At 43.7% G+C, this 26,067-nt stretch carries 26 protein-coding genes; 14 read left to right on the top strand and 12 right to left on the bottom strand.

Annotated features, from left to right (window positions below):
- Positions 1-53: 53 nt before the first annotated feature.
- The gene (tpx, locus tag DC487_RS00355; protein ID WP_116773957.1) at positions 54-551 is read right to left on the bottom strand and encodes a thiol peroxidase; all 498 of its coding nucleotides are present in this window, start codon (positions 549-551) and stop codon (positions 54-56) included.
- A gap of 200 nt (positions 552-751) precedes the next feature.
- On the opposite strand from tpx, the gene DC487_RS00350 reads away from it, so the two are divergent.
- The 3 genes from DC487_RS00350 to DC487_RS00340 all read left to right on the top strand — a co-directional run bounded on the left by DC487_RS00350 (position 752) and on the right by DC487_RS00340 (position 3,803).
- Positions 752-1,966, top strand: a complete 1,215-nt coding sequence (locus DC487_RS00350; RefSeq protein WP_116773956.1) for an OmpP1/FadL family transporter — start codon at positions 752-754, stop codon at positions 1,964-1,966.
- 11 nt (positions 1,967-1,977) lie between these two features.
- Positions 1,978-3,282, top strand: coding sequence for an SGNH/GDSL hydrolase family protein (locus DC487_RS00345; RefSeq protein WP_239016291.1), 1,305 nt, complete (start codon positions 1,978-1,980; stop codon positions 3,280-3,282).
- A gap of 104 nt (positions 3,283-3,386) precedes the next feature.
- Positions 3,387-3,803, top strand: a complete 417-nt coding sequence (locus DC487_RS00340; protein WP_116773954.1) for an OsmC family protein — start codon at positions 3,387-3,389, stop codon at positions 3,801-3,803.
- 212 nt (positions 3,804-4,015) lie between these two features.
- Here DC487_RS00340 and DC487_RS00335 read toward each other — a convergent pair whose 3' ends face one another.
- Entirely contained in the window at positions 4,016-5,341 is a 1,326-nt protein-coding gene (locus DC487_RS00335; RefSeq protein WP_116773953.1) for a PQQ-dependent sugar dehydrogenase, read from the bottom strand.
- Positions 5,342-5,406: 65 nt separating this feature from the next.
- A complete protein-coding gene (locus DC487_RS00330; RefSeq protein WP_165798988.1) occupies positions 5,407-7,668 on the bottom strand; it encodes an OstA-like protein in 2,262 nt (753 codons plus the stop codon).
- Positions 7,669-7,811: 143 nt separating this feature from the next.
- Between DC487_RS00330 and tilS the strand changes: the two genes are divergently transcribed.
- The 6 genes from tilS to DC487_RS00300 all read left to right on the top strand — a co-directional run bounded on the left by tilS (position 7,812) and on the right by DC487_RS00300 (position 12,397).
- Positions 7,812-9,137, top strand: coding sequence for a tRNA lysidine(34) synthetase TilS (gene tilS / locus DC487_RS00325; RefSeq protein WP_116773951.1), 1,326 nt, complete (start codon positions 7,812-7,814; stop codon positions 9,135-9,137).
- Between the two features lie 8 nt (positions 9,138-9,145).
- On the top strand, positions 9,146-9,625 hold the full coding sequence (locus DC487_RS00320; protein WP_116773950.1) for a hypothetical protein: 480 nt from the start codon (positions 9,146-9,148) through the stop codon (positions 9,623-9,625).
- 81 nt (positions 9,626-9,706) lie between these two features.
- Entirely contained in the window at positions 9,707-10,012 is a 306-nt protein-coding gene (locus tag DC487_RS00315) for a DUF4834 family protein (protein ID WP_116773949.1), read from the top strand.
- A gap of 22 nt (positions 10,013-10,034) precedes the next feature.
- Positions 10,035-11,147 carry a DNA replication/repair protein RecF gene (gene recF, locus DC487_RS00310; RefSeq protein WP_116773948.1) on the top strand — a complete coding sequence of 371 codons (1,113 nt, stop codon included), beginning with the start codon at positions 10,035-10,037 and terminating at the stop codon, positions 11,145-11,147.
- Positions 11,134-11,448 carry a DUF721 domain-containing protein gene (locus DC487_RS00305; protein WP_116773947.1) on the top strand — a complete coding sequence of 105 codons (315 nt, stop codon included), beginning with the start codon at positions 11,134-11,136 and terminating at the stop codon, positions 11,446-11,448. The genes recF and DC487_RS00305 overlap by 14 nt, the downstream gene beginning before the upstream one ends.
- Positions 11,449-11,476: 28 nt before the next feature.
- Positions 11,477-12,397 (top strand): EamA family transporter, encoded by a 921-nt coding sequence (locus DC487_RS00300; protein WP_116773946.1) that lies wholly within the window; start codon positions 11,477-11,479, stop codon positions 12,395-12,397.
- Between the two features lie 14 nt (positions 12,398-12,411).
- Here DC487_RS00300 and DC487_RS00295 read toward each other — a convergent pair whose 3' ends face one another.
- From DC487_RS00295 to pdxA, 5 genes are all read right to left on the bottom strand, one after another.
- On the bottom strand, positions 12,412-13,032 hold the full coding sequence (locus DC487_RS00295) for an L-threonylcarbamoyladenylate synthase (protein WP_116773945.1): 621 nt from the start codon (positions 13,030-13,032) through the stop codon (positions 12,412-12,414).
- Between the two features lie 30 nt (positions 13,033-13,062).
- Positions 13,063-13,983 carry a tRNA (adenosine(37)-N6)-dimethylallyltransferase MiaA gene (miaA, locus tag DC487_RS00290; RefSeq protein WP_116773944.1) on the bottom strand — a complete coding sequence of 307 codons (921 nt, stop codon included), beginning with the start codon at positions 13,981-13,983 and terminating at the stop codon, positions 13,063-13,065.
- A 33-nt stretch (positions 13,984-14,016) separates the two neighbouring features.
- A complete protein-coding gene (locus DC487_RS00285; RefSeq protein ID WP_116773943.1) occupies positions 14,017-14,610 on the bottom strand; it encodes an IS1096 element passenger TnpR family protein in 594 nt (197 codons plus the stop codon).
- Positions 14,611-14,647: 37 nt separating this feature from the next.
- Entirely contained in the window at positions 14,648-16,069 is a 1,422-nt protein-coding gene (locus tag DC487_RS00280; protein WP_116774986.1) for a CCA tRNA nucleotidyltransferase, read from the bottom strand.
- 78 nt (positions 16,070-16,147) lie between these two features.
- Entirely contained in the window at positions 16,148-17,203 is a 1,056-nt protein-coding gene (gene pdxA / locus DC487_RS00275) for a 4-hydroxythreonine-4-phosphate dehydrogenase PdxA (RefSeq protein ID WP_116773942.1), read from the bottom strand.
- A 117-nt stretch (positions 17,204-17,320) separates the two neighbouring features.
- Between pdxA and rsmA the strand changes: the two genes are divergently transcribed.
- The 4 genes from rsmA to DC487_RS00255 all read left to right on the top strand — a co-directional run bounded on the left by rsmA (position 17,321) and on the right by DC487_RS00255 (position 21,050).
- The gene (gene rsmA, locus DC487_RS00270; protein WP_116773941.1) at positions 17,321-18,103 is read left to right on the top strand and encodes a 16S rRNA (adenine(1518)-N(6)/adenine(1519)-N(6))-dimethyltransferase RsmA; all 783 of its coding nucleotides are present in this window, start codon (positions 17,321-17,323) and stop codon (positions 18,101-18,103) included.
- A complete protein-coding gene (locus tag DC487_RS00265) occupies positions 18,100-19,269 on the top strand; it encodes an FAD-dependent monooxygenase (RefSeq protein WP_116773940.1) in 1,170 nt (389 codons plus the stop codon). The genes rsmA and DC487_RS00265 overlap by 4 nt, the downstream gene beginning before the upstream one ends.
- On the top strand, positions 19,269-20,198 hold the full coding sequence (locus DC487_RS00260) for an NAD(P)-dependent oxidoreductase (protein ID WP_116773939.1): 930 nt from the start codon (positions 19,269-19,271) through the stop codon (positions 20,196-20,198). Before DC487_RS00265 ends, DC487_RS00260 begins: the two co-directional genes overlap by 1 nt.
- A 78-nt stretch (positions 20,199-20,276) precedes the next feature.
- Positions 20,277-21,050: a hypothetical protein gene (locus tag DC487_RS00255; RefSeq protein WP_116773938.1), complete on the top strand. Its 774-nt coding sequence runs from the start codon at positions 20,277-20,279 to the stop codon at positions 21,048-21,050.
- A gap of 150 nt (positions 21,051-21,200) precedes the next feature.
- Here the strand turns inward: DC487_RS00255 and acs are convergent, their stop codons facing one another.
- Positions 21,201-23,117, bottom strand: coding sequence for an acetate--CoA ligase (gene acs, locus DC487_RS00250; protein ID WP_116773937.1), 1,917 nt, complete (start codon positions 23,115-23,117; stop codon positions 21,201-21,203).
- 169 nt (positions 23,118-23,286) lie between these two features.
- Between acs and DC487_RS00245 the strand changes: the two genes are divergently transcribed.
- Positions 23,287-24,156 (top strand): UbiA prenyltransferase family protein, encoded by an 870-nt coding sequence (locus DC487_RS00245; RefSeq protein ID WP_116773936.1) that lies wholly within the window; start codon positions 23,287-23,289, stop codon positions 24,154-24,156.
- Positions 24,157-24,163: 7 nt separating this feature from the next.
- On the opposite strand, the gene DC487_RS00240 is transcribed toward DC487_RS00245, so the two are convergent.
- From DC487_RS00240 to DC487_RS00230, 3 genes are all read right to left on the bottom strand, one after another.
- The gene (locus tag DC487_RS00240; protein WP_116773935.1) at positions 24,164-24,487 is read right to left on the bottom strand and encodes a transcriptional repressor; all 324 of its coding nucleotides are present in this window, start codon (positions 24,485-24,487) and stop codon (positions 24,164-24,166) included.
- 103 nt (positions 24,488-24,590) lie between these two features.
- Positions 24,591-25,250, bottom strand: coding sequence for a class I SAM-dependent methyltransferase (locus DC487_RS00235; RefSeq protein WP_133228288.1), 660 nt, complete (start codon positions 25,248-25,250; stop codon positions 24,591-24,593).
- A 7-nt stretch (positions 25,251-25,257) separates the two neighbouring features.
- On the bottom strand, positions 25,258-26,067 hold the full coding sequence (locus tag DC487_RS00230) for a siderophore-interacting protein (RefSeq protein ID WP_116773933.1): 810 nt from the start codon (positions 26,065-26,067) through the stop codon (positions 25,258-25,260).

The raw sequence follows: 26,067 nt of genomic DNA, 5'->3' as shown, positions 1-26,067 counted from the left end.
CTTCAACCATGTTGAAGCCCCTTTTTTATATATTCGTGCTATTGCACAAAAAATTAAATCGATGCCAAAGCCGCTTTGTAGTTAGGTTCTTCTGTTACTTCTGCGACCTGCTCCGTGTATTTCACTTTTCCATCTGGACTGATTACTACCACAGCACGGCTTAACAAACCTTCCAACGGACCATCTGAAAACTTCACTCCGTATGCTTCCGAGAAGCTAGCGTCTTTATATTCGGACAAGGACAATACTTGCTCCAATCCCTCTGCAGCACAGAAGCGACCTTGCGCAAATGGCAAATCTCTAGAGATACACAAAACAACGGTATCTTGTAACTCCGAAAGCTCTTGGTTGAACCTCCGTACAGAAGCGGCGCAAGTCCCTGTGTCTACACTTGGAAATATATTCAACACGACGTGCTTTCCGCTGAAGTCTGCCAATGTTTTTTGTGACAAATCACTTCCTGTAAGAGAAAAATCAGGAGCGCTATCTCCCACCTGTGGTAATGTTCCTTGTGTGTGTACTTCGTTACCTTTAAATGTTATTGTAGCCATAAATCGTTTTTTTTGTGACAGCAAGATAGGAAATTATCGAGAGCTAAGCGAAACATTATCACATCTTGTCGGTTATCTATTTAAATTTATCAGAAATAAATTATAGTTTTCTCGGATTAAAATATTATGTTAGCATATTAAATCTAAAGATTGTTACCTAACCCAGTTAGGTAATTCTAACCAAGTATAAATAAAAGTGTATGAAAAGATTACTACTCGGCCTTTTATTGGCATCCCCCGTACTGGTGTTTGCGCAAGGATCTGTCGTTAATACCCAAAATCAAAAGATTGTCGGTATGGCTGGTGCAGGTAGCGCATTGTTCATCGATGAGGCCTCCATGGTGTACAGCCCTGGAGCCCTAGCCAAAATGGATCACAATGCCGTGCAAGTTGGCGGTAATGCCATTATGTTTCGGTCGGCATTCCAAGAAGTGGGATCGATGGATACCTACAGAACCAGATCACAAGCGTCTACCCCTTTTGCGGCCTACGCTACTTATGCGCCCGATGGGGCATTTTGGAGAGCCGGCCTCGCCGTATATACGCCTTTTGGTGGCGGAGTAGATTGGGGAAACAATTGGCCAGGACGATATGAACTCAATGAATTATCACTTCGCGCTATTTTTATACAACCCACCGTTAGTTTCAAAATTACAGATCAATTCTCTGTGGGCGGTGGTTTTATCTACAATGTGGGTACAGTCGAACTAGGACGAGTTTTACCGGCTTTTAATGCCGATGGCAGCCCTTCTACCGCTCGATTGACCGGGACAGGAACTGGAACGGGATACACCTTAGGAGCTCATTATCACTTGGAAAATGAATTTGCTTTTTCCGTCACCTATCGATCAAAGGTAGTCACCTCCTTGAATGATGGCGATGCAGAATTCCGTGTTCCGCAATCCATAGCGGGCAACTTCCCTAACACGAAATTTTCTTCTGAATTGCCACTACCATCTTCTTTAAGTGTAGGCATCGCCTTTCCTGTCGCAGAAAAGATCAAGATGGCAGTTGATGGATCTATTATTAATTATAATATCTATGAGCAGTTGGCCTTTGAATATGAATCAGATCGGATACCCAATACAGTTTCGGAGAAGAACTATCAAAAATCGTATACTGCTCGCGTAGGTGTAAATTATCAAGCAAAAGAGAAGCTAGCGCTTCGTGCCGGTGTAGGTTATATTCGCACACCAGTGCGAGAAAATTTTGTTAGTCCGGAAACACCGGACAACAACCGCTACGTCCTATCAGCTGGTGTAACGTACGATATTACACCAAAATGGGAGCTGAATGCGGCGTACGCTTTCCAACATATCTTACCGCGTACCACGACCAATACGGCTATCAACCTGCAAGGACGATATGAAACGTACGTCCATGCACCAGGTGTTTCAGTAAGCTATAAATGGTAAACCAAACTATTATGAAAAAGATCTTTAACATATATACCTCTGCCTTTTTTGGCTTGTTTTTCGTAGCGTCCTGTTCTCCAAGCTTGGATGAATTCGAAGTACGGAATACTTCCACCGCAGACTTCAATAAATACATTGCTATTGGTAACTCGCTTACTGCAGGTTTTGCAGATGGCGGGCTGTACTTATCCGGACAACAAGTGGCTTTCCCGAATCTAATCGCTGCACAAATGCAATCTGTAGGTGGTGGTACATTTACCTCGCCATTCTTCAACGCGAATCAAGCGAATGGTTCTGGTTATCTGCGCTTGGACTCCCTCGTGAATGGACGACCGGTAACTGCACCTGTAACCGATAATCTGGCAATAAGAGGATTGAACCCAAACAATCAACCCTTATACACCAAATATGAAGGACCAGAAATCAATAACTATGGTGTACCGGGCATGCGTTTGGATTTGGCATTCGCACCTGGCGTAGGGTCTCCATTAGGAAATCCCTATTTTGAGCGCCTGCTTGGAGATAATGATGTGCAGACTACCTATTTTGGATATACAATAGTTAGACAACACACATTCTTCTCTTTTTGGCTCGGAAATAATGATGTGCTAGGCTATGCGATGAACGGTGCTGTTGGCGGAACTGCGACAACGACCTTGACCGATGCAGCTGTATTCTCAGCTTTGTACAACAGATATATTGATTCACTCACGACAAATGATCGTAAGGGTGTCATTGCAACTATACCTGATGTAACCAGCATTCCGTTTTTTACGACGGTAACACAGCCACAGTTGGCCGCGGCTGTCACAGAAGGTACACGTGGTACGCCTTTAGAAACAGACAATGTTCTCATCCAAACCAAGACCGGAATTAGACTAGCTACGCCAGAAGACTTGTTTTTTTTAACGTTTCCTCGTGAAAGAATAGAGAAAGAAGGACTCGGGATAGATCCTCGAAATCCAATTCCAGATAATATGGTGCTCGATCGCGATGAAGTTGCGGAAGTCCTAGCCCGTGTACAGCAGTATAATAACGTAATCAGACAAGTAGCAGAAAGACGAGATTTGGCACTTGTAGATGTGCATGCATTTTTAGCTCAGGCTAGAACTGGCTTTATCTACAATGGTATACCATTTAGCTCCTCGTTCATCACTGGTAACGCATTTTCCTTAGATGGTATTCACCTTACACCGATCGGAAATGCCGTTATCGCCAACTTATTTATTGATGAAATCAATAGAAAATACAATGCGACGATTCCACGAGTAGATGTCACACGTTATCGCGGTGTACAATTACCTAATCACAATTAATAGGCTGATTCGTCCGCAAACTAATTTAAAATAGCGTAAAGCGTTGATTTTCTCAGGAATCAACGCTTTTTTGCTATTTCGTTAATGATTATATTTGTAATACGATGAAAGTAACCTTACAAAGAGAAAACGATGCGATGCACTTTGCAGGAAGCAGTGCCTCTAGTGATGTAAAAGTACATATTGATGGTTCTCCTGAAATCGGAGGCGAAGGCTTGGGCGTTCGCCCGATGGAATTAGTGCTATTTGCCTTGGGTTCTTGTAGTGTATTTGATCTATCTGTTATTTTAAAGAAACAACGCCAACAGATCGACGATATTCAAGTCGAGGTAGAAGGAAAACGCAGAGATGAAATACCGACTATCTTTACCAATATCCACATTGCCTTTACGTTGAAAGGTGAGATTGATGCCGACAAAGCCGCAAAGGCTGCTGAATTGGCCGTCAAAAAGTATTGCTCTGTGCACGATATGTTGGCCGCAGGTGGTGTAGACATTACCTACAGCATCAAGATTAATTAGTTTAGTTGATAGAGTTAAGAAAGTTGATATCGTTGAGAAAGCTAGATTGCCGCAGCCTCGTGCCTCGGCTTCGCAAAGACGTGTATTCGATCACATTAACAGAAGCAGACCTAAAGATATTCAATACGAAAAGAGCGACCCGAAGTAGGTCGCTCTTTTCGTATGGTAACAACTACTTTCCGCAGCAGTACAATCCTTACTCTTGCATTTATCTACTTCCCCTTCTCTGGAATAACTGCCCAAATCACATTAGCTGCATCATCTGCTACTAACATATAATTCTTTGTAAACGCTACGCCAACCGGTCGGCCATGAACTTCTTTTTTCTCCTTATTAGCTACAAATCCCGTCAAGAAATCTTGCGTTTTGCCACTCGGTTTGCCATTTACGAACGGTACAAACGCCACTTTGTAGCCTACAAATTCCGAACGATTCCATGAGCCATGTTGTCCAATAAAAGCACCTGTCTCAAAGCCGGGCGCTTTGTTAAAAGCAAAGCCTAGCGACGCAGTATGCGCGCCTACTGCGTAGTCTGGTTTTAAGGATTTTGGCAAATCGGTAGGCATACGATCTTTCCATCTTGGATCAACTTGCATGCCCCAATAATAATATGGCCAACCATAAAATTTCTCCGCTTGTACGGAGGTAATATAATCTGGCACTAATTCGTCACCCAACTCATCTCTTTCATTGACGGCCGTCCAAAGCATATTAGTTTGCGGTTCGATATCCATCCCGACCGGATTACGCAATCCAGATCCAAAAATACGCTCGCCTGAGCCATTCGGATTTACTTCTAAAATGACTGCACGGCGCACCTCATGCTCCATGCCATTTTCCCCGACATTACTTCCTGACCCTACGGAAATATAAATCTTATTCCCATCTTTATTCGCAATGATATTGCGTGTCCAGTGATTATTGTAACCACCAGCCGGCAAGCTAACCAGCTTTTCACCGGCAGTAGCATCCACTTTTCCATTTGCACTATTGTACGGGTAGCGCACAAGCGCATCGGTATTGGCCACATAAAAGTGATTTCCCAGAATCAGCATACCATAAGGCTGCGTTTGATCCTCAAGGAACACCGTTTTTTCATCTGCCACACCGTCGCCATTAGCATCCTTGAATAGTAAAACCTCATTGGGACTTGCGCTACGAAAGATATTCCGAGCATCTATCTTCTCATCCTTTTCACCTTCCTTTTGAGTCCGGGATTGTGCTACAAAAATATCGCCATTTGGTGCGACGTAAATATTGCGAGGGCTATTCAGATTTTCGGCAAACTTGACGACTTTATAGCCCTTCGGCGCTTTGGGCATTGCGCCATCTTTCCAACCTACGATAGTAGCGTACTTATTGGTGGGCTCGGTTGCCATCGGCTCCTGTAATGCGAGCGAGTCACCGTATTCCCGATCCACTACGGTGGAATCATGATCCGCATCCCCCTCTTTAGACTGATTACTGGAGTTACAACTATAGAAAAATAGGGTCGCGAACAACCCGGAAAAAAGCGATATTTTGATCAACGTATTCATAACAATTTCTTGAGTGACAAATATGCTGTTACAACAACATTCGCTATGAATAGTTTACAGAAAGTCTATTCTTCAAAGATCACCGGATCTGGCGGACGTATTTCTTTGCCGCCCTCCTGCTCTTCTTTATCCACTTCTTCTTTGGTATCAGGGACTGTGTTGTCACGTTTCCGATTCATCATATCTTCGACGGACAATGGTCGGTCTTGCGGACGCCAAATAAAGCCGGGCAGAATCTCGTTCTCTTGATTGACCAACTTCAACGGATACACTTGTTGATTGGGCTTGAAAGTGTTATAGATGTTGACTTTCTTATCCTTGAAAATGATTTTAATCCGAGCTCCGCGATCATGAAACATATCGCGAATGATACGCGTAGGTTCGTCTACATTGAATACAAGATTTTCAGCATTACCATCCACAAATAGCCTTTCGATGTAATTTTGATCAAAAAACACCGTGATCTTTCGACCTTTGAGTTGGTTGAATTTGATAGAGTCTAGCACGGCATTGACCATGAAAGCATTGTCTTTCAACAGCGCATTATCCAACTTTCGATTGATCATCTGCATGAATATCGTATCTGCCGAGATCTGAGAACCATCCGACCAGATCATGGGTTTGCCCATGAAACGAAACATAGAATCTTGCATGCCATAATACACCGAATCGGCTACCGCTTGCAAATCGGACTTGAACATGCGCACATTCTTATACGCTTTGACAATACGCGTTCGTGCTGTATCTGCAATTGCTTTTAAGGAATCTGGCGCAGACAATGAATCTGGCCTCATCACGGTTTCCATCGCTTCATCAATGCGTGTGCCGGCCTCATTTCCTGTCGGAATGACTACTTGATCACGTAAGGTACTATCCGCTTTCAGCGTATTGGCAATCGTGAGTGAATCGGTTTTTTTGGTGATATCTGGTGGCTTCCGGTCGGTTCGCGAAGGCAACTTTTTCTGAATGGTATCTATTGCCGCTGTTGTTAAATTGGCAACGCTAACACTATCAAGCTCTGAAATTGTAGATGGATCTGTAAGTTTTTCCAATTCACCGGATTCCTCGCCACCGATCAAGTCATCGTCATCGCCATAATCCACATCTTCATCCACAAGCAGCTGACCGCCATCCCGACTCAACCCGAGATCCAAGGCCACATATTCTGCTCGCGGAATTGTTCTGGAAAATATGGTATCGGCCGTCATATAAACAGTGTCGACCTTACTTTTTGGTGTAGTGGCAACATGCACGGTATCCAAAAGTACATTCTCTTTAGATATTGAATCGACCGAAAGTTGGAGTTCTTGCTGTGCTAGTTCTTCTTGCTGTTGTTGTTCTTCTAGATCGCGTTCACGTTGCTTGCGCTCGCGCCGCGACAATTTCTCCGCTTCTGGCTCGATGGTCTTCACACTATCCACAGGTGCTTTCGACGTAGTATCATTATCGACCACCATCTTCACTAACGGCTTGTCGGCCATGGTGATGGATTCTTCGCCACCACGATACTTTCCATACCCGCCATTAGCATAAAATTTCTCTAATGTATCTACAAATACCACATTCCGAAATGCTTCTCCATCTCCTATAGATCGATCATAATACAAGCTATCGCCTTTCAGAAATTTGGAACCTTCGGTATAAAGGTTGTTTAGGTTGAATTTGGCAATGCCCGTTCCTGTATTATAAACTCCGCGCTCGGTATACAAGTTCTCTCCTGCTCGACCTTTAATATTGGTTGGCCCGAAAAAGAAATTATCGCGCGTGATCGAATTATAACGCATCGTATCGGTATAAATCACCACATCGGGCGAACGCACAATGACCTTTTCTCTGAAATACGAATCTTTGGTGCGCTCGAAGTAATAAGCATTGCGCGAAGTAATCGTATCCGTTCCGCTGACAATGCGGCCACCGCCAGTATATGTACCGCGTTGATCTCGAAAACTGTAGGTCAAATAATTCGTAGTCAATACCGATTTATTGTCCACCACACGGACATTGTTAGTAAGCACAGCATGCTGTGTGGCCGCTTCATAATGCAATCGATCACCATAAATCACCGTACCCGAAGGTTGTGTAATCACCACATTACCATACGCCTCAAAAAACTCTCTTCCAATATCATCTCGCCAAAAATCGCCACTATCCGCCATCAAGGTATTGCTCTTGTGCTCGTATACCGGATTGTAATGACGCATGACACGCTGCTCAATAATCACACCACGCGTAGAAGAAACCAAACGCATAGCGTCCGCCGCTCCTTGCTGGGCATGTAAAGCCGCAATGGACAACAGATAGATGAAAAGGGTAAATACTGGTTTCACAAGCGCAAAAATAGACATTTAATCCCCAAAAAAATGTTAAATAAGAGGTGTACATCATGTAATAAATTGCTTCCTTCGATTTTGGATCGAAAACTATCTGATTTATTATCTGAAAATTCGTTTTACGCTCATTAACTTTGACCATGGAGATCTTAGATCGGCTTTCTGAGTATATTCGTTGTGAGCAATTATGCGATCCTCAAGATCGTCTCTTGTTGGGCGTGAGTGGCGGAAAAGATTCTATGTTAATGGCTTTCTTGCTGTGGAAATTAGGCTATCAAATCGCGATCGCACATTGCAATTTTCAGTTGCGCGATGCTGAATCGGATTTGGATGAGCAACTGGTTCGCCAGTTTGCCGAAGAACGTGGCATTCCATTCTATCACATTTCGTTCGAAACGCAACGATACGCCGAAGAACAACAGCTTTCTATACAAATGAGTGCCCGTGCATTGCGCTACCAATGGTTCGAAGAGCTTCGAACAGCACATGATTTCGCAGCCATTGCGGTAGCGCATCACCAACAGGATCATATCGAGACGGTTTTCATCAATTTGGCGCGCGGAACGGGTTTGCGTGGTCTACGGGGCATTGCTCCGAAGCGCGATCGGATCATTCGACCGATTTTGTGGATGTCTCATGAAGAGATTGTGCAAACAGTCGCGCAGTATCATGTTCCTTACCGAGATGATCAAAGCAACTTTTCTAACAAATATACACGCAACAAAGTCCGTTTGGATATTTTGCCTCAATTTCGAGCATTACAACCGCAGTTCGATCAGGTGATGTTAGAAAATATTGAACGCTTTACAGACAGCTATAACTTGCTTCAACGATTGACGGACACGATTCGTCAGCAACTATTCATTGCGGCAGTAAATCGTACGGAAATCGATAAAAATTCGCTGCTAACCTATGTGAAAGATATTCCGCTGCTGTATGAACTATTTAGACCTTACCACTTTGAAAAAAATATCTTAGCAGATCTAGCCAATACGGACCTGAGCCATATTGGATCGCGATTCGAATCGGACAGCCACGTAATCGTAGTAGATCGAACACAGGTATTCTTATACGACAAAAACCTAGTACCGTTGGAAACGTATGAGTTGCAGCAAGATGATACAAAGGTGCATATCGCTGCGCGCACTTTATCACTGTCGATTAGCATAGATACCTCGTTAAATCTCGCGCGCAACGTGGCAAAAGTGGATTTCGCAAATTTAGTTTTTCCGCTCACCGTTCGAAGCTGGTCACAGGGAGATCGTTTTATGCCTTTGGGCATGAATGCTAGCAAAAAAATAAGCGATTTTTTCATCCAAAAGAAGATCCCTTTACTCGAAAAAGACCAAATCCCCCTATTAGTGAATGGCAATGGAGAAATCATCTGGGTAGTGGGATACCAACTAGATAATAGGTACAGAATAAAGGAAAATACAAAGAAAGTAGCTACATTCGTGTATAGTTAACAGACGGTATGGGAGAGCAATTTGCATTTGAAGAAAAGCAGTATTTAGGTCGTGATATGACTTGGGTGAGCGTGCGTCTTATTCTGGCATTATTCTGTTTTGTGGCCTATTATCTCAATATAGATCACATTGTTTCTAGTCAGTTGTTTTTCATTACGGGAGTAGGTATTCTATTTGTCTCGATCCTCATGTTGTATATGATCAGCTACCGTACTTTGGTACAGGATCATAAATTGACCCTAAGCGGCTTGTGGACAACGAGTTTGGTAAAGATCGATCTACGATCGATCGCGAAGGTAGAAGTGAAACCCTACAATACTTTTATATTCAATAATCCGGTGTATAACCTGCACAAAAATGGCAAGATTCGTTTTTATTCTGGCGGAAAAAATGCCGTCTGGCTTACGGATTTGGATGGATTGATCTATGTGATCGGCTCGCAGCGACCCAACGAATTGGCGACAGCTATTCAAGCTGCTAAAAGCTAAATTTTGTTAAGTGATCCTGATCTGACATTTTCGTCGGGCATTCTTGAGGAGTTTTGTTAAATTTGAACAAAGCGGTTTACCATGGAATTTTTAAAAGTCGTCGTTATCCTTGTTGCATGTTATTATGCGTTTAAGCTGAGTATTCGGTTTTTGCTGCCTTTCGCCATGAAAAAAATGGCCGAAAAAATCATGAAGAAAGCCCAGCAGGGTAATTTTAATGGGCAAAGCGGACCTTTTCAATATCAAGGATTTGGACAGCAACAAGATACAAGACAAGATCATAACGGCAACGGAAAAGTAAAAGTGGCGTACGTGCCACCCAAAGAAGATACGCGCAGCGGACAAGCAACTGCTGGAGAATTCGTAGATTTTGAAGAAGTCAAATAAATAGCCGTACTTCGCATCTGATATGTGGCTAAAACAGCTTTCCTTATTACATTTTAAGAATTATACAGAATCTACGCTAGAGTTTTCTCCTGCTACCAATGCATTCACAGGATTTAATGGTGCTGGCAAAACCAACTTGTTGGATGCTATTCACTATTTATCCCTTTGTAAATCATACTTCAACCCAATCGATTCGCAGCATATTAAGAAGGGCGAGGATTGGTTTATGGTGCAAGGTCTTTTTGAAAAGACATCCGATACAGCTGATAGCATCTCCTGCAGCCTTAAGAAAAATCAGAAGAAACAGTTTAGAAAAAACAAAAAAGATTACCCAAGATTAGCAGATCATATTGGCCAGTATCCATTGGTGATGATTACGCCTAATGATGTGGGCATCATCCTTGATGGCAGTGAAGAACGTCGTAAATTTATCGATAATGTTATCTCACAGACCGACAATCGTTATTTGGATACGCTAATCCAATACAACCGCATCATCCAACAACGCAATCAATTGCTCAAGATGGCTGCAGCAAGTAGACAGCTCGATTTAGGTTTGCTGGAAGTGATGAATAGCCAATTGATCGAAGTCGGAGATCACATATTTGCTAGACGCCAAGCTTTTATGCAGGAGTTTGCTCCTTTCTTTGAGCAGCATTACAATTATATTTCGGACGAAGCTGAAATGGTAGAGCTTCACTACGAATCGCCGTTGCTACATGACACTTTTGCTAGTCTGCTAGCGACGAACCAAGATAGAGATCGCGCACTGGAGCGCACTAGCCAAGGCATCCACAAAGATGATTTACTTTTTAGTATTCATGACGGAATGCCGCTCAAAAAATTTGGGTCACAAGGTCAGCAAAAATCCTTTCTTATTGCGCTGAAATTAGCTCAGTATTCCTTTTTCAAAGAGAAGAAAGGTTTTTCTCCTTTACTGTTGCTAGACGACATCTTTGATAAGCTCGACGATAAGCGCACCAAAAAGATCATGCAAATGGTTTCTGATGATGCTTTCGGCCAGATTTTCGTAACGGACACTAATGCCGATCGAATTCGACAGATTTTTCAAGAAATCGGAAAGCCTATTCGTATCTTTGATGTCAAAGAAGGTGCGGCAAATGAGAAAATATAGAGGCGAAGATGTCCGAAGAAGTGACGATATATCCATCAAACAAGCGGTAGAAAAAATGTTGGAAGTCTACAGACTTCGGCAGAAGTTTGATGAAACCTCCATCGTAAATGCCTGGCCAGAAATCATTGGTAAAGCAATCGCCAATAGAACGGAAAGAATCTATATCAGAGACAAAAAGTTATTTGTATCGGTAGAATCTGCCGTGATCAAAAATGAATTAGCCATGATGCGCCGGCAAATAGTAGGCCGCATCAATGAGCATGTGGGCTATGTGATGGTGGAGGAATTTGTGATTCTGTAATTAATCCGACGTTTTTACTCTTATTTCGGTGAATCTTAAATATTATATCTCGGCACTTACCGGTTTTGCCATTTGGGGATTATTTAGTTTGGTACTTCGTCCTTTGCACGAATATGCTGCACTGGAAATCCTCCTGTACCGTGTACTATTTGCTACAGCTACTATCTGGCTTGTCAATGTGCTTTTTCGGCGTAAGCAGACCAAAAGTGCTATGCAAGAAATTGCCCAATTAGATAGCAGCGAAAAACGTAAAATCTTCACCAACTTCATTGTAAGTGCGCTGATGCTGTCGCTCAACTGGTTTGTCTTTATCTATGTGATGAATGCGGTGAGTGTCAATGCCACCTCACTCGCTTACCTGTTATGCCCGATTCTCACCACGGTTTTGGCCGCTTCATTTTTAGGCGAGCGATTGAAAGTTGGACAATGGTTGGCTGTTGGTGTTAGTGCACTCAGTTGTGTATTATTGTCTCTCGGCCATTTTATGGACATGTTCTACAGTTTGATGATCGCATTAACCTATGCGATTTATCTAATTTTGCAGAAAAGCAACACGCGAGTCGATAAACTATTTTCGCTGTCTATTCATTTTGCACTAAGCAGCGTCATCTTATTGCCGCTATTTGGTGTGGTAGGATTAGGAGGTAATAAATCAGCCTTATTTTATGAGTTGGTTTTATTGATTGCAGTTGTTTTTACGATCATTCCATTATTCTTAAATGCGTATGCTTTAAAGGGATTGAACTCCTCATTGGTGGGCATTCTTTTATACATCAATCCACTACTCGCTTTTACCTTAGCGGTGACGTATTTTAAAGAGCCGATCACGGGCGTGCAAATGGTGGCGTACGGCATGATCTTCTTCGCGGTGCTCTGGTTCAATTTCTTGTACTTTCAGAAACCCAAAAAAGTCATTCCGCCAGAGGAAGAAATGCCGATTATACCGTAGTAAGAGATTCGGAATTATAAATAAGCCGACAAATCGCCCTTGCCGTCACGGATTACTTCAAAGTCGCCGTTGGTGAGGTCAACGACAGTGGATGCGACGTTGTCACCATATCCGCCATCGATTACCATATCGACCTTTTCACCATATTTCTCATAAATAAGCTCTGGATCGGTGGAATACTCGATGATTTCATCATCATCGTGAATGGAGGTCGTAACGATGGGATTTCCCAATTCTCTCACGATCTCGCGCACGATATTATTGTCTGGAACGCGAATACCGACCGTTTTCTTTTTCGAACTTAACAGTTTTGGTACTTGACCACTAGCATTGAAGATAAACGTAAATGGCCCAGGAAGTGCTTTTTTCAACAAGCGAAATACCGAGGTATCAAAAGGCTTGGTGTATTGGGAAATATCTGTCAAATCATAGCATATGAAAGAAAGATTCGCCTTCTGCGTCTGCAAACCTCGGATTTGACATACGCGCTCAATCGCCTTCTGATTGGTAATATCGCAGCCAATACCGTACACCGTATCGGTCGGATAAATGATGACGCCGCCACTTTTTAATATATCTACCGCCTGCTCTATAGCTTTCGGGTTCGGATTTTCTTCGTAAATTCTGACTAACATACTTTAGAAACAGTCGGTATTGGAATAAGTTTAGGTTTTTTGCGGAGCCATAACTCCCGATTCATGCAAGAATTGCTTTATTTTTTCTAGATCCGTAGGAGCAAACCAATGGGTATTTCCATATTTTTTGAACCAGGTGATCTGTCGCTTGGCGTAACGGCGGGAGTTTTGCTGTATCTTTTCTACCGCTTCTTGCAATGTTCCATTTCCGTCTAGGAAATCAAATATTTCGGTGTAGCCAACGGTGCGCAAAGCAGGATGTTCTCTATAGGATGCCAGAGATTGCACCTCTTCCAACAATCCGTTTTCCATCATCTGCTCAACTCGCCTATTGATGCGATTATACAGCGCTTCTCGCTCATCGTTCAAGCCAACGGTGATGACATCAAAGGCACGTGCTACTTGCTTTTGTTGTTGATAATCGGCAATAGATTTACCGGTTGTTTCGTACACTTCCAGCGCACGTACCACGCGCTGCGGATTTTGGAAGTCCATTTGTGCGTAATGCACGGGGTCGATTGCTTTTAAACGTTGTTGCAAAGACGGCAAACCATCTGACTGCAAGGATTCATTCAATCGCTGTCGGATATGCTCTGGTGCTTGCGGTAAATCGTCCAAACCTTCGGTCAAAGCGCGTACAAATAATCCCGAGCCACCAACCAATACCACCACATCATGCGTTTGGAAAAGCGTATAGAGCAAAGCCAGCGCATCTCTTTCAAAATCACCAGCAGAATACACCGTATCTACCGCATGCGAATTAATAAAATGATGCGTGGCAGCGGCCAATTCCTGCGCGTCAGGTTTTGCCGTACCAACGGTCATTTCCCGATAAAACTGTCTGGAATCGGCCGACACAATTTCCGTCTGGAAATACTGCGCTAGCTGAATAGCTAAAGCAGTTTTGCCCACAGCGGTAGGACCGACAACGGATACCAGCGTTTTTTTCATAGGACTTATGCCGCTGTAGGCACTATTTGTTTTTTAATAATCGTCTCTGTAGCCCGAAGAACTCTTTTCGCCATCTTCTCCGCCTTCCGACTTTTCGTCTTCGTCATCAAATGTATCGAAGTCATCTTCTTCGTCTACACCATATTCTTCCGCACCTTCGTGAATGAAGTCTTCTTCCTCCTCATCTGTATCATCCGTGATAGGGAAATCCGCAGCAGCGGCATTTTTAGGCGCTTGACCAATCGATTTGAAAACAGCAGGATAAACCTTGCCGTCTTCCTCTTTCAGGATCTTCACCAGCTCCACATGGAAATCGTACGGTCTATCGAAGTTATAGACGTAGTAAAATTTTTGATGCGGATCATCGATAAACTTACTAAGTTTTACATCTGCCATGAGCAGCACCTCACTCTTTTTCTTGCGGTCATTAGGAAGGTGCGCTATTTCTGTCCCTTTCTTCCACTGATCATTGCTCACGAAGAAAGAAGACGAACGCTCTACTTCATAGCTAGTGGTACTGTGAATAACTTCATGTAATTCGAGGAAAGTACTTTTGGATTGCATATCGACTTCGCGATAGATATCTTCATAATCTTCAAAAGTGACCTTAAATCTATAAATTGCCATGGTGTACTACGCTTTATTATATTAACCGATTTATAATTTACTTCTCTTCGTTTTCTGATGGAACAGGTAGACCTAATGCTTTACCTTGCGCTTTCATATAGTTGATGGCTTCTTCTCGCGAATTCGGAATTTCTCCTTCCAATATGGCTTCGCGAATCGCATTTTTGATCTTGCCCACCATTCTACCGGGTTCTACCCCAAACATCATCATAATATCTTCACCTGTAACAGGCGGTTGCCAATTACGAATATGATCGCGCTCCTCCACATCTTTCAGCTTTTGTTTGACCAGCTCAAAGTTATCGCGATAACGCTTTTTCTTATACTCGTTTTTGGTGGTGACGTCCGCATAGCAAAGCATCATGAGGGCGTCGATATCATCTCCCGCTTCAAACAGCAATCTTCGTACCGCAGAATCCGTCACAATATCTTTTACCAACACAATAGGCCTCAAGTGCAATTGAACAAGTTTCTGCACAAACTTCATTTTCTCATTTTGCGGGAGCTTCAACTCGGCAAATAACTTGGGCACCATCCGAGCGCCCCGATCTTCATGCCCATGAAATGTCCAGCCGATCTTTGGATCAAAGCGCTTAGTTGGCGGCTTCGCAATATCGTGCATAATAGCTGCCCAGCGCAACCACAGATCATCCGATAATTCGGCTACGTTGTCGAGCACTTCGAGCGTGTGGTAAAAGTTGTCTTTATGGCCTTTGCCATCAATATATTCTACGCCATGTAATTGGCACATGACGGGAAATATTTCCTGTAACAATCCGGTATCAAATAGATATTTGAAACCGATGGACGGTTTGGATGCCAACACAATTTTGTTGAGCTCATCAATAATACGTTCTTTCGAAATGATACGAATACGAGCCACGTTGCGCACAATGGCATCCTTGGAAGCAGCATCTATGGTAAAACCCAATTGAGTCGCAAAGCGAATGGCGCGCATCATGCGAAGCGGATCATCCGAAAAGGTAATATCTGGATCCAGCGGCGTGCGGATTAGTTTGGATTCCACATCGGCCAAGCCATCAAATGGATCGACTAACTCGCCGTAATTCGCTTTATTCAACGAAAATGCCATGGCGTTGATCGTAAAATCCCGGCGATTTTGATCGTCTTCCAACGTACCATCTTCCACGATTGGTTTGCGAGAATCGCCGCGGTAGGACTCTTTACGTGCACCGACAAACTCCACTTGTAAATCTTCGTGCATCAGCATCGCTGTACCAAAAGATTTGAAAATAGTCACTTTTGCACCTAGTTTTTGGCCGACTTTGGTCGCGAAATCTATTCCGCTACCCAAAACCACGATATCCACATCATTTTTAAACGCCCTACCCATAATGCGATCACGCACATAGCCACCAATCACGTAGCAGGAGAGCTTTTCCTGATCAGCTAATTCTCCAATGATATGAAATACAGGGTGTTGTAAATTATCGTCCATAGTTGCAAGGCGCAAAAATACGATTTTTTCTCCAAGTGCAATCACACTTAGAGAAGATCGAAAATGTGGTATAGTCTATTAATCGCGGTCTCTCGAAAGTCGTCTAAACGTCAATGGGTTAGCAGAAAGCTCCTTTTGCTCCCGACGACGCTCTACAATATGCACCGCAGAAAAAAGTGCTTCCATAAAAGAATCTGCCGAAGCTACATTTTTGCCTGCAATATCATAGCCTGTACCATGATCCGGCGACGTGCGCACGAAAGGCAATCCGGCCGTAAAGTTGACACCAGCGCGCGACGCAATATGCTTAAACGGGATCAGTCCTTGATCGTGATACATCGCTAATACCGCATCAAATTTGGTATACGTGTCGCTGGCAAAAAAACCATCTCCAGGATATGGACCAAAGCATAAAATACCTTCTGCTTTCGCTTTTTCGATCGCTGGCGCAATGATTTCGCCATCTTCCTGTCCAATCAAACCGTTATCTCCCGCGTGCGGATTCAGCCCTAATACGGCGATCTTCGGTTTCTGAATCCAGAAATCAGTTTTCAAGCTAGCATGCATCATGCGCAATTTATGCAAAATGGCCTCCTCGCTTAGCGCGCTCGCGACATCTTTGACCGGAATATGTCCAGTCACGACTCCTACTTTAAGATCGTCGCTCACCATAAACATCAGCACATCCTTGGCATCCGATTTTGCTTGTAAATATTCGGTATGTCCCGGAAATTCAAAACCTTCTTGTTGTATATTATGCTTATTAATGGGCGCGGTGACCAAAGCGTCGATATGGCCGGCTAACAAATCGTCGCAAGCTTTTTCTAAGGATAAAAAGGCATATTTACCGCCAGTTTCATTCTCTTCGCCCAAAGTAATCTTGACATCCTCTTGCCAGCAATTGATCATATTAGCCTTTTTGGGAATAGCTTCTTCTGCCGAAGAAATGACCTGAAAATTGAAGTCATTCGCATGAATGGCTTTGCGATGAAAGGAGGCCACCTTCGTATTACCATATACAATCGGCGTAAAATACTCCAATACACGACTGTCTTGCAGCGACTTGATGATCACTTCCAAGCCTATCCCATTAATGTCTCCTACGGTAATACCAATTTTTAGCTTATCCTTCATTCTATACTGCTTATAACGCTGATTGCTCAAAAGTAAACAGTAAAAGGGGAAATGGCAACTATTTAAAATCGGTCTCCCCGAGTTTTTTGCGTACTTTTGATACATCAAACAAGCACTATGAGTACAGTACGCGCGAAAAAACACCTTGGCCAACATTTCCTGAACGACAAATCTGCAGCCTTGCGTATTGTCGATGCTTTGCAACCCGAATTGGGATTTAAGCAAGTGTTGGAAGTAGGTCCGGGCATGGGAGTCTTATCAGATTTCTTGCTAACGCGCGAAGAAAACTACCAAACTTGGCTCATTGATGTGGATGAGGAATCGGTGGGTTACCTCGCCAACCAATATCCGAACTTAGGGGATCGATTAATTCATGGCGACTTTTTGGCGTTAGATTTCAGCCAGCATTTCCCGGATAGCTTAGCGATCATCGGCAACTTCCCATACAACATCTCTTCGCAGATTTTATTCAAGATCTTAGACGAACGCCAGAAAGTGGTGCAGATGGTTGGTATGTTTCAAAAAGAAGTAGCCGAGCGCTGTGTCGCCAAACCGGGCAGCAAAGAATATGGTATTTTGAGTGTTTTTCTGCAAGCATACTACGAGGTCGAATATCTTTTCACGGTCAAAGCAGGTGCTTTTACGCCACCACCAAAAGTACTTTCGGGCGTGATGCGCATGACGCGCAATGAAAGAGTTACGCTAGATTGCGATGAGAAACTTTTCTGGCGCGTGGTGAAAGCAGGCTTCAACCAACGTCGTAAAACGCTCCGCAATGCGTTGTCGGCCGTAATTCCAAAAGACCGCATGACGGACAATCCTTTGTACGAACTACGCGCAGAGCGTTTAACAGTTTCGGATTTCGAAAACCTCACCAACGAGATTGCCGCCGCACTATGAAAAGCCTAGACTGTGAATTTGCCATCATCGGCGGCGGAGTAGCAGGATTGAGTATGGGCATTTCCCTAAATGCCTTGGGCAAAGATTTTCTAATTTTCGAACAAGCATCTGTACTTCGCGGCATTGGAGCTGGATTTGGCCTCGCGGCCAATGCGATGCGCGCTTTTGACTACCTCGGATTACGAGAGGAAGCAGAGCAAATCGGTTTTTATACTGAAACCTACAATATTCTCGACGATGAAGGCCGTGTGCTGATTGCGCCTGATACCGCGCGTTTAGGTACGCAGTACCAGCAAAAAAACCTCACCGTACATCGGGCGGATTTGCACACTTTTCTGCAATCAAAAATAAATGCCGACCAAATCTTGCTCGGCAAACGAATCCTGCGCTACGAACGGCAGCAAGAAAGTATACAACTCTTTTTTGCCGATGGCAGCACTTATCGCTGTCGCTATCTGATCGTCGCCGACGGTGTGAAATCGCCAATCCGCCAACAATTGTTGCCAAATGCTAAGCCGCGCTACGCGGGTTATACCTGTTGGCGCGCTACGATCGCTAATGCGCATATTGGACTGAAACATGGTTCTGAAACTTGGGGAACCCAAGGCCGATTTGGCATGACGCCGCTCGTACGCGATCGTGTATATTGGTACGCCTGTCTGAATGCCAAGGCGCAAGACGAAAAGTATAAAAACTACACACCGCACGATCTACTTCAACACTTTGGCAATTACCACGCTCCTATTCCCGCGATCTTAACGCATACCGCGCAAGAAGATCTATTGTGGAATGATATTGTGGACATCAAGCCGCTATCGCAATTCGCTTTTGGCAACATTCTCTTAATTGGCGATGCAGCACATGCGACAACGCCCAATATGGGACAAGGCGCTTGTCAAGCGTTGGAAGATGTGGCGGTATTGACTGATGAATTAAAAAAGAACCAAACGCAGGAACAAGCGTTTGTAAATTTTCAGCGTAGAAGATTGGCGCGCACACGCTATATCACGGACACTTCTTGGCGAATCGGCCAGATCGCACAATGGTCCAATCCGATTCTGGTGCCGATCCGCAATGCCTTGATGCGGGCGATGCCGGCCAAATGGAGCGAAGCCTCGCTCAACAAATTATTAAAGCAAGATTTTTTGACTATCAATCCATCCTGATGACAACACGCATTCTTATTGTAGACGATATACATCCGATATTCCTCGAAAAACTTCAACAAGCAAATGTTGAGTTGATCTATCAACCTGATATTTCTCGCCAAGAAGCGGAAGAACTGGTAAAAGATGCCGAAGGATTGATTATTCGTTCTAAGTTTTTTGTGGATGAAGCTTTTCTGCTTCACGCACCCAAACTACGTTTTATCGGCCGAGCTGGTGCAGGTATGGATAATATTGATGAAGTGGCAGCGCAGCAACGCGGCATTCAGCTCTTCCCAGCCAACGAAGGCAATCGCGATGCTGTAGGCGAGCACATGATCGGCATGTTGCTTAGCTTGATGAACAATTTGCGTCGCGCCCATCAACAGATTACTGATCAACAATGGCTGCGCGAAGAGAACCGTGGACTCGAACTCAAAGGATCTACTGTGGCATTAATTGGCTATGGGCACAATGGACAAGCCATGGCCAAAAAATTGTCGGGTTTTGAGGTGGAGGTAATTGCTTACGACAAATACAAAACTGGTTTCTCCGATCAGTACGCGCGCGAAGTATCGATGGAAGAAATCGTAAAGCGCGCAGATGTGCTCAGCTTCCATATTCCATTGACTAGAGAAACGAAAGGCTTGGTAGACGAGGAATACTTACGTCATTTTCGCAAACCTATCTTCTTTCTGATGGGAGCGCGTGGCGCTATTGTCAATGTAGCTGCCGTGCTGAAAGGATTGGATGAAGGAAAAATCCGTGGCGCGGCATTCGATGTATTGCCAGTAGAAAAATTTCCAGCATTGGCCGAGCAATTTTGGTTTGCGGATCTAACAAGTCGAGATAATGTATTATTAAGTCCGCATGTGGCTGGCTGGACGGTAGAAAGTTACTACAAACTATCAGATGTATTAGCAGACAAAATTTTACAGCATATAGGATAAAATCAGCGCTTTTATTGTTTAGAATCATTTTAAATAGTATGTTTGTGTAAAGAAACACACTATTTAAAATCATCGACAATGAAATTTAGCAAACAACTTGTTCTTTTAGCTTGCGGACTTACCCTTAGCGCAGCGACATCGTTCGCACATAGTGAAGATCACGGCAAGACTCCAGCAAATGAAACCACATTGACTTCGGATAAAAAAGCGAAAGATGTGGGTACTTTTACTGCCGAAGGCAAAACACACAGCACAAAATTTGTTCGCGTATTATATGCCGCAGAAGGTTCGGAGATCGAAGGACAAAGCAATGATATTACGCCGTTGGTTTATGAAAGCGTTGATCCTAAAGGGAATGCCGTTAAAGTACGTCGTTTCCAGATTACGGCAAAAAACACCGGTTACGATGAGGTACAGACCGATCAAACGGAAGATTACAAACTAAAGTCTGTGAAAGAGGGCATCAAATTATACATCGAAGTCCCTGTTGCTGCTGATGGCACCATGGATCTGAAGAAAGCGTATGTTGGGAATGCGGCATACAACTTTGGTACTCGGGAAACGCGCCATGCATTAACTCCAGAAACGAGCTCAGATTACAAAATCAAAATCAAACGCTTGGATTTGCCTCAATTCGACGCTAGTAACAAGCCGGGCGACAAAGGATTGATTTATAACCAAGGTTTTATTGAGTTATCTTTCAAAGCGAAGGCGAAGCAATTGGCATCTGACCAGATTAGCGATTTCACGGTAGATATCAAAGGACCGATCTCTGTGACGCATATGCGTGGTAAAGAACGCGAAAAAGCAGCGGTGGTCATCAACCCAGAATTGGTTAAGAAAAATTTGTAGTTTTTCTTAACGGAATAACATCAAAAAAGCCGTCTGATCTAGATCAGACGGCTTTTTTGATTAAATATTGCGTCATTGCGGCGCCGAGGCACGAGGTTGTGGCAATCTAATGCGGCATCTTTATCAACCTTCTTTACGCTATCAACTCTATTATTTCTTCTGCTCTTTCGCTCCGGCAACGATTTTCTCTACGATTGATGGATCGAGCAATGTCGACGTATCACCAAAATTATCGGTATCGCCTTCAGCGATTTTGCGCAATATTCTACGCATGATTTTGCCGGATCGTGTTTTCGGCAGATCATCGACGAACTGAATCACATCAGGTTTCGCGATTGCACCAATTAATCGCGTTACCGTCTGCAAGATATTCTGCTTCGTCTCGTCTTCATTACCATGATGATTAGCGATTACATAAGCATAAATTCCTTGTCCTTTTACCGAGTGCGGATAGCCCACGATAGCCGATTCGACCACGTCGGAGTGCATATTGATCGCGTTTTCTACCTCTGCTGTACCGATACGATGTCCGGAAACATTCAAGACATCATCTACGCGTCCAGTAATACGATAATAACCATCTTTGTTACGGTAGCAACCATCGCCTGTGAAGTACATATCTTCATACGTGGAGAAATAGGTTTTCTTGCAACGCTCATGATCGCCCCAGGTGGTGCGCAGCATACCAGGCCAAGGAAACTTGATACACAAATTTCCGGTGACATCATTTTCTACAATCTCTTTTCCATTTTCGTCCATCAAACAAGGTTGCACACCAGGAAGCGGCAACATGGCATAACCTGGAATTGTTGGCGACACACCTGCTAATGGCGCGATTAAGATTCCACCATTTTCTGTTTGCCACCACGTATCGGTGATTGGAGCTTCACCCCCACCGATCTTTTCGCTGAACCAATTCCAAGCTTCTTCGTTGATTGGCTCACCCACAGAACCTAATTTACGAATACTGCTTAAATCTTTATTTTCCAAGTATTCATCGCCAAATGCCATTAAAGATCGGATGGCGGTAGGAGCTGTATACAGAATATTCACTTTATGTTTTGCTACGATATCCCAAAAACGGCCTGCATCTGGAAAGGTTGGTATTCCTTCGAACATCACCGAAGTGGCGCCTTGAGAAAGTGGTCCATAAACGATGTAGGAATGACCAGTGATCCAACCAATATCGGCCGTACAGAAGTAAACCTCATCGGGTTGATATTGAAATACATTAGAGAAAGTATAACCGGTATATACCATATATCCAGCCGTGCTGTGAACCACACCTTTCGGCGTACCGGTAGAACCAGAAGTATATAAAATGAATAAAGGATCTTCGGAATCCATCTCTTCTGCTGGGCAGGCAAGATTTCCTTGCGTTTCTACTTTCGAAATTTCATCTTCCCACCAGACATCGCGCCCTTTTATCATCGACACAGGCGTGCGTGATCGTGTCAATACGATAACACGCTCGACGGATTTGCATTGCACCAACGCATCGTCGACAATGTTTTTCAGTTCCAACACTTTATTGCCTCTAAATCCACCGTCTGAGGTTATGACCAGTTTACATTCGGCATCGTTGATACGATCGGCAATAGATGTCGCGGAGAAACCACCAAATACGACCGAATGAATCGCACCGATTCGCGCACAGGCTAAAGTAGCAATCGCTAACTCGGGAACCATCGGTAAGTAAATGCATACGCGATCGCCCTTCTTCACGTTGTTGTTTTTGAGCACATGTGCAAATTGCTCTACTTTAGCTAATAATTGCTTGTACGTAAGTACGCGATGTGCCTCTTGCGGATCATTGGGTTCCCAGATAATTGCGGGCTTGTCACCATTCTGATAAATATGCCTATCTAGACAGTTTTCGGTGATATTTAACTTCGCGCCTTCGAACCAACGAATATCTGGTTCCTTAAAATTCCAGTTAAGCACATTGGTCCATTTTCTCTTCCAGAAAAAGTGTTCAGCAATTTCTCCCCAGAAAGCTTCGGGATCAGAAACGCTTTTGTCATAAGCCGCTTGATAGGCTTCAAAGGTATTAATTTGGAAACTCATCTCTCTCAAGTATTGTGTTAGGTTTATAGATTACGAGATATTTATTATTTCCAGCCAAATCGTTATTTGATTGACCTAAAGACCCGTAACTTTAACTAATTTAGCTTTTATATTAAAAAAACCCAAGTTTTAGAAGAATGTTTAAACAAGTTTTTGGTCAAGTGCAGATATGAAGCTTCTGGTTCACGCCTTTCGGATATTAGTCTTTTCTAATGGCATCATTGCGCTAGCGAGTGTGGCGCAGAGCGCACTGACTTACTTAATTCTTGATCTGCCAACAAACCCCTTTATACTACTCATCGAAGGCTGCTCCACGGTTGCTCTGTATAATATGAGCTTGTTTTACGCAAAACCTGCAAAGCCTGCTGACTCTCCCTTTGCACGAACCCGATGGTTTTTTGGTCATCAGCAAGCGATGGTAAGCGTTACTGTTCTTGCGGGATTGTTGTTAGCGTATAGCGTATGGCACATCCACTGGTACACCATGCTGTATCTGGGATTTATCGGTGTATTGAGTTTACTGTACAACATTCCTTTTCTTCGGTTGGGAAAAAACACCGGCGGCTTACGTCAGATTCCAGGACTAAAGTTGTTTCATATTGCCGTGCTTTGGTCGCTGAGTACGGTAGGATTGCCTGTCGTGGAAGCGTGGATGGATGGTCATGCGATCAATTGGATCGCTGCCAACTTTTTGGGTATCGTTAAAATCTTTTTTCTCTTGGTATGTACGCTTCCGTTTGATGTGCGAGATATCAAACAAGATTCTTACTACAATTTGAAAACGGTGCCAACCATGATTGGCGAGCAAAAGGCAATACAATTAAATTATGTGTTGATTGCCTTCCATACGTTGCTGATTGCATTTGCTCCTTTTACTTTACCCATCCAAGTGGGATTGTGGATCACCAATCTCTTTATATTCATTTTGTTGCGCCAGTTTATTTTTGTAGCGCAGCAAAAGCATTATCATGCCGTGTATTTATTGGATCTTGCACTGATTGTGCAATTCGTATTGGTGTTGCTCACGACATCTGTATGAGGCCAGCTTACAAGAAAAATGTCTGGTCAATCATGTAAAATGCTTGGTTGATCTCGTCATAAAACTTGTATGCAATACCATTTCTACAAAGAATATTTAAGGTATTGTACACGGTAGTGATACTAATCTTTTTCGTCTTATAGATTTTTAACCAAAGTTGTTCCGCCGTAGTACGTTCTTCTTGAGAAATTAGCCCTTCAATCACGATCTTCCGTTGTTTATTGACGATAAAATTATGATTTATCAGCTTTTCATACACCTGCGAAGTCAACGCTTCTTGCGACGCTTCTCCGATCGATTTTTGCTTTGGATCTGCTTCGTTCTTCTTCATCAAGCCCTCCTTTGTTTAGCCCTCTTACTGTCCTACAAATAACGGAGGAATTATCGAAACGGCATAATGCCGATTCAATTTAAGAGAAGAATCACGAAGGGATTTAACGCTGTCGCAATAGCGCGATGTAATAGATGCGCTCGACCAGATCTCCTACCTTACTACGTACTTGCTCTGTCCGCCTTTGCAGATCTGCCATCGTCCAAGCGCTATCGCGCAACAAATCTTCCAAATCTTCTGGTTCGTACAATGTAAATCCATACTGCGTGAATGGAAGAGTTTGCATAAAAGACTTGCTAGCAAAGGTGATGGCTAACATCGCATCAGGCTTAGCCACGCGCGCCAGCTCTCGCAACATCGCTGTTGGATCTGTCCAGAAATAGACCGTATTCACGGTGAAAATTTTATGAAAAGACTGATCCGAATAAGGAAGCAGCGATCCGTCATAACAGTCGAAGCAGATCGCATGTTGCGTCATCAGTGCCGCATTGAGCTGCTGCGCTTCAGTCTGCATCGTTTGCGAGATATCGACACCCACATAGTTTAAATCTTTAGCGCAATCTATCAATTGGGTAAGATGACCGCCATTGCCATAACCTAACTCCAGCACCTGATCACCATCAGCTAACTGCAGCGCAGCTAGCGTCTGCAAGGTCATATCGATATTGGTCTCATTCATATTATCGCCAACCTGTACACCATGTTGGCCATCAGGGCAGCGCAGCTGTGCTGCAATGCCCTGTAATTCTTCTTCCGTTGCCATACGATTCTTATTTACTTTCGTCACGACGCTCCTCAGCCGATTTATCTTCGGCCGTACCTGCTTTCCAATACGAAAATGCGTAGAACGATTTATTGTCCCAACCCAATGTGCTCTTGAAATGCTCGCGGATCTGTTTTACACTTTGATATTCACAGGCTACATAGCCGAAACATTCTTTTCCTGCCGGAATGATGGTATCCACCACTTTTTGATGTAGCGTACTTCCGGCTGCTGGGTTCGTATTAAAAACCCAATCAATGGTAAATCCCGGATGATTAAGGTCGGCTTGCACATCTTCCTGTCCGTGCACTTCTACGATACAATGACCTGTTGCACTCGCCGGCAATGATTCTAAAATAACACGCAAAACCGGAATAGCTGTTGCGTCGCCAACCAATAAATACCAATCAGCTTCCGGATATAAAGTGCTTTTTCGGATTTTCATCGCCACACCCAATTCATCGCCTTTTTCGGCGCGACGCGCCCACGAAGAGGCTGGTCCCGTATCACCATGATCCACAAACTCGATCACAATCCGATTATTCTCAACATCAATTGCCCGATGCGTATACGTACGAATAAGAGGCCTTTCGTGCTCTGCTGGCAAGATCCACTCACTATTGGCTTCATCCCACACTGCTAACTTCACTTCTTTCTGACCCGCCGGCGGAATCATTATTTTATTGTTCGCGCCCAAACTACAGGCCGCAAATTCCTTGGCGCCCTCTCCTTCCAGCGTGATTCGGATGTAATGTGGAGTTTTGTATTCTTTTTCCCAAACCCGAAATACGTGTTTGGCAATCACAGGTCGTTCCAT

Source organism: Sphingobacterium corticibacter, from assembly GCF_003076635.1.
GTDB classification, from domain to species: Bacteria; Bacteroidota; Bacteroidia; order Sphingobacteriales; family Sphingobacteriaceae; genus Sphingobacterium; species Sphingobacterium corticibacter.
The sequence above is the reverse complement of the archived record's forward strand: the minus strand, read 5'-3'. Positions and strand labels throughout refer to the sequence as shown.